General features: G+C 45.3%; 6 protein-coding genes. All 6 read left to right on the top strand.

Annotated features, from left to right (window positions below):
• A partial coding sequence (locus RMO84_RS17870; protein WP_310489789.1) for a hypothetical protein occupies positions 1–880 on the top strand: 880 nt, incomplete at its 5' end.
• 55 nt (positions 881–935) lie between these two features.
• A complete protein-coding gene (locus tag RMO84_RS17865) occupies positions 936–1,418 on the top strand; it encodes a Tic20 family protein (protein WP_310489788.1) in 483 nt (160 codons plus the stop codon).
• Positions 1,419–1,563: 145 nt separating this feature from the next.
• Complete coding sequence (gene rplU / locus RMO84_RS17860; RefSeq protein WP_310489787.1) at positions 1,564–1,923, top strand: 50S ribosomal protein L21; 360 nt, start codon at positions 1,564–1,566, stop codon at positions 1,921–1,923.
• A 65-nt stretch (positions 1,924–1,988) separates the two neighbouring features.
• Positions 1,989–2,255, top strand: a complete 267-nt coding sequence (rpmA, locus tag RMO84_RS17855) for a 50S ribosomal protein L27 (protein WP_310489786.1) — start codon at positions 1,989–1,991, stop codon at positions 2,253–2,255.
• Positions 2,256–2,580: 325 nt separating this feature from the next.
• Entirely contained in the window at positions 2,581–3,753 is a 1,173-nt protein-coding gene (gene moeB, locus RMO84_RS17850) for a molybdopterin-synthase adenylyltransferase MoeB (protein ID WP_310489785.1), read from the top strand.
• Between the two features lie 87 nt (positions 3,754–3,840).
• On the top strand, positions 3,841–4,586 hold a 746-nt coding region (locus RMO84_RS17845), incomplete at its 3' end, for an AAA family ATPase (protein ID WP_310489784.1).

Here is a 4,586-nt window from a genome sequence, read left to right as displayed (position 1 = left end):
ACTGCCGGTACTACCCACTAACTCCCTCTCGCTTGTGCTACCAGATGCCCTCAGACAGGCACGGGACTACCGTTGTACACAAGCAAATCCCAATCCCACCCTTGCCTATAACTCGCCATCACAGCCAACTAACGCAGAGTTTTGTCCGACGGCAGGAGATCCGCCTTCTGTGAGAATTGCGGTGTCTGATAATGCCGGACACATGATAATTCTGAATCAGACTGGTGAGCGCGATCTGAGTGTTGGCAATTATAGTCAATATGGGATTCAGTACAATGCGAGTTTTGTGGCTGGTTCTAATCCCGATCCTGCGATTGCGAACAACGCCATTACAGCAACAGTAATTGGCACAACACCCGCTACCTTCAATCCAGGAGACGCAGTTTATCTAATTGAAGAAAGGGTATATACGCTAGTTAAAGACTCCACCTTTGCTAACAATGCATCAGGCGTGCTGTATCTTTCCAAAAATGGGGCAACCGCAGTTCCACTAATCAAAGGCATCACAAACTTCAATGTTTCTGCCAAGAGATACACTAATGCACTCGAGCAGATAGTCAATTCGACACCAGCCGGTGCCACAGTCAATCCCAATACAGGTACTCTGACGGCAGCAAACCCGATCTGCTCTGACTCACCCGCAGCCGCAGCCGCAATTGCAGCCGCAACTACCTCTACACCTAACCCGCAATATATCTGCAAATTTAATTACAATACGGCTACAGATACGGCAATGGACTGGAAATTGATGGCGGGCGTCAAAGTCTCGTTGCAAGCTAAATATGACGGATCGGGACAAGCTGCTGCCGCGACTACTGAAGAGACAGCGAAACTGAAGGCAGTAGCGGAATATTTCCCTCGGAATGTCCTCTCGAAATAAGTGCGGTATGCTGTAAGTATGTAAATAGTTGTAACTAGGTCTGGGAGTAGATTGGATGAGTTGGCAAGGTTCGCAAACAGCCGCAGATCGATTTTTCGGGAGTATTGCTTATTTACTCCCGATCGCTGACGTCTTCTTTTTCGGTAGATTTATATTTGCACAGTTTCCGATTTTTGAGCAGATATATTCGCCACTAGCACCGTTGCTAGCACTGAATAACGATCGCATTGGTGGTTTATTGCTGTTTTTAGGGCTATATGTCGGCGTTGTCATCAATGCCAAGGTCAATCGGTTTATCCGGTTTAATGTGCTGCAAGCAATTTTAATCGGTATTCTATTGTCTTTGTGCGGACTGTTACTGCAATATGTGTTGCTGCCAATAATTGGTTTGGGTGCATTGACTCAAGTGTTGATGAATACCGTCTTTTTTGGCACTTGGGCGATGTCTGTTTATGGCATTGTCATGTCAGCACTGGGTAAGTATACCGAAATCCCCCAATTATCCGAAACGGCTCAGATGCAGGTCGATCGCTACTAAATATATTAATATTGACTCGATCGATCGCGATCTGTCATAATAAGGGGCTGTCTATAACTTAAGCTCGGATCGGGTTAAATTTTTGACAAATGTCTGTTGCGCGAGCAGCGAGGCTACCCGTACGGCGTTTCACATCACAAAATCTATGACTTACGCAATTATTGAAACTGGTGGCAAGCAGATGCGAGTCGAGCCAGGTCGCTTCTATGACATCGAATTGTTGCCTGGTGAAGTCGATACCACTGTTTCGATCGATAAAGTGTTCTTGCTCGAAAACAATGGCAGCATCCAAATCGGTCAACCCCTAGTTGCTGGCGTTACCGTTGAAGGTACTATCATGCGCCACTATCGCGCGCGCAAGGTAATCGTCTACAAAATGCAGCCCAAAAAGAAAACGCGTAAAAAACGCGGACACCGTCAAGAAATGACTCGGTTGATGATTGATTCTATCAGTGTTAATGGTGCGGCGATCGCCAAAGCTGAAGCGGTTGCAGTCGCTGCGTAGCCGGAACACACACCTCCCATGAGTGGAGTAAGAGCAACACAATTTTTTAGTAATTCGAGGTAATTATGGCTTCTAAGAAGGGTACTGGTAGTACTAGAAACGGTAGAGATTCAAACGCCCAGAGATTGGGTGTCAAAAAGTATGGTGGTGAAGTAGTCAAAGCTGGCAATATCATCGTTCGTCAACGCGGTTCATCTTTTCACGTCGGTAATAATGTTGGCTTGGGTAAAGATTACACTATCTACGCTCTAATCGCTGGCGTTGTTACCTTCGAGCGGAGAGGCAAAAACGGTAAAAAAATTAGCGTTTATCCAGTTGTGGCTGCTGCTTAAGCAGACAATTTAATCTAATTTAAAACAGGAGCATGTCTGAGGATATACTCCTGTTTTGTTTTAATCGGCGATTGCAGCGGCGATCGGATCGATTATGTCAGAAACATGCTCCGCGATTCTTCAGGGAAGATGCTCCGCAAACGAGGTAGAATATTAACCATCAATCTGGTCAGCAGTGTCTAAATTTAAACATTGCTTGCGGCAGATCGATGGAGCGGAGCTACGGCACCGCAAACGGCGACGGTCAGAGTGCTAGTTTCTAGATACCAAACCTCTTGGCGATCGCTGTTGAACTCACCAATCATCAGCTTTAACTAAACTAGCTATGCTCGATCCGAATCTGGATGAAATCCAGTTATTACCTGAAGAATATGCTCGCTATTCGCGGCATCTGATCCTCCCCGAAGTGGGCTTAGACGGTCAAAAACGTCTCAAAGCCGCTAGTGTGCTCTGCGTCGGCACGGGGGGACTCGGTTCGCCATTGTTGCTATATTTGGCTGCTGCTGGCATCGGGCGGTTGGGAATTGTCGATTTTGATGTGGTAGACCACTCCAATCTCCAACGCCAAGTCATTCATGGCACTTCCTGGGTCGGCAAACCCAAAATTGAATCGGCAAAAAACCGGATTCATGAAATCAATCCTTACTGCCAAGTCGATCTCTATGAGACGGCTTTGAGTTCGGCCAATGCGCTCGATATCGTGCGTCCTTACGATATCGTCGTCGATGGGACAGATAATTTTCCCACGCGGTATTTAGTCAATGATGCTTGCGTCTTATTAGATAAACCCAACGTGTATGGGTCGATTTTCCGGTTTGAAGGACAAGCAACCGTCTTCAACTATCAAGGTGGCCCCAACTATCGCGATTTGTACCCAGAACCACCGCCACCAGGGATGGTACCTTCCTGTGCCGAAGGTGGCGTTTTGGGCATCCTCCCAGGCATTATCGGGGTAATTCAGGCCACGGAGACGGTGAAGATTATCCTCGGTCAGGGCACGACTCTCAGCGGGCGGTTGGTCTTATACAATGCCCTAGAGATGAAGTTCCGCGAGTTGAAACTACGTCCCAATCCAGTGCGTCCGGTTATCGAGAAACTCATCGATTACGAAATGTTTTGTGGGATTCCTCAAGCAAAAGCGGCTGAAGCGGAGCAACAAAGTATGTTAGCAGAAATGACTGTGACCGAACTCAAGCAACTGATCGATAGTGGTGCAAAGGATTTCGTCCTCATCGACGTGCGCAATCCTAATGAATATGATATTGCCAAAATTCCCGGTTCGATCTTGATTCCGCTGCCGGATATCGAGCAGGGCAAAGGAATCGAGCAAGTTAAAGCGGCACTCAACGGCCATCGTCTCATTGCTCATTGTAAGATGGGCGGTCGATCGGCAAAAGCCTTAGCGATCCTCAAAGAAGCAGGGATTGAAGGCACGAATGTTAAAGGTGGCATCCAGGCTTGGAGTCGAGAAGTCGATTCTTCAGTTCTGGAGTATTAATATCTGCGACTGAAATAAATCCCTCAATAGGTGTCTCGCAATGGCATTCGTTGAGGGATTTGAGATCGAAAATGGAGATAATAAAATATGCCTGAATCATCCGTCGAAAATCCAATTAATAACGGTGATATTACAGCAATAATCGTCAAAGGATATAAGGCAATTGCTGAAGAAATAACGATGGAAATCGCTCCGCTAACAATTTTGGCAGGAGCGAATAGTTCTGGTAAATCCAGTGTCATGCAGCCATTACTCTTGATGAAGCAAACATTGCAAGCTACTTACGATCCAGGTGCTTTATTATTAAATGGCCCTCATGTCAAATTTACTTCTGCGAAGCAGTTGTTTAACAAGCATAACGATCGTCAAGTTAATGAATTCAGTATAGGCTTCCAGATTCATAATACTGGAAAATTAATTTATACTTTTAGTCAAACAAATGGAAAACCAATAGATTTATCTTGGATAGAATTCGGTAATACTAATCTTACAAAAATTAAGCGTAATGAGATAGTGCTGGAGAATGAACAAGATCGAGGAAAGATCCTTCACAAGCTCAGTCAATTTAGATTTGCGCCTAAAGATTCTTCGATCGATCCAAACGTAAATTTTGACGAAGGGGAGTCTATTAGCTTTGCTTTCAATAGAGTAAGATGTTTTTTAGAAGGGAAAATTAGTGTTGCAAATACACAAGGGAGAATAGTAAAATTTGTTCAACTATTGCAATTTGTCAACCCATTTAGCAGAAAAATCCATGGAATTATCCATATTCCCGCACTGAGAGGAAATCCTGAGCGAGCATACCAAGTCACAGCAGTTGGTCAGGAATTTCC

Origin of the sequence: Chamaesiphon sp. VAR_69_metabat_338 (assembly GCF_031423935.1) — a bacterium.
In the GTDB taxonomy this organism is placed as follows: Bacteria; Cyanobacteriota; Cyanobacteriia; order Cyanobacteriales; family Chamaesiphonaceae; genus Chamaesiphon.
This window is presented reverse-complemented; position numbering and strand designations above follow the sequence as displayed.

Excerpts from the sequence above, each read along its gene's own strand:
- RMO84_RS17865 (WP_310489788.1), top strand. The coding sequence starts at position 936 with ATGAGTTGGCAAGGTTCGCAAACAGCCGCAGATCGATTTTTCGGGAGT.
- rplU (WP_310489787.1), top strand. The coding sequence starts at position 1,564 with ATGACTTACGCAATTATTGAAACTGGTGGCAAGCAGATGCGAGTCGAG.
- rpmA (WP_310489786.1), top strand. The coding sequence starts at position 1,989 with ATGGCTTCTAAGAAGGGTACTGGTAGTACTAGAAACGGTAGAGATTCA.
- moeB (WP_310489785.1), top strand. The coding sequence starts at position 2,581 with ATGCTCGATCCGAATCTGGATGAAATCCAGTTATTACCTGAAGAATAT.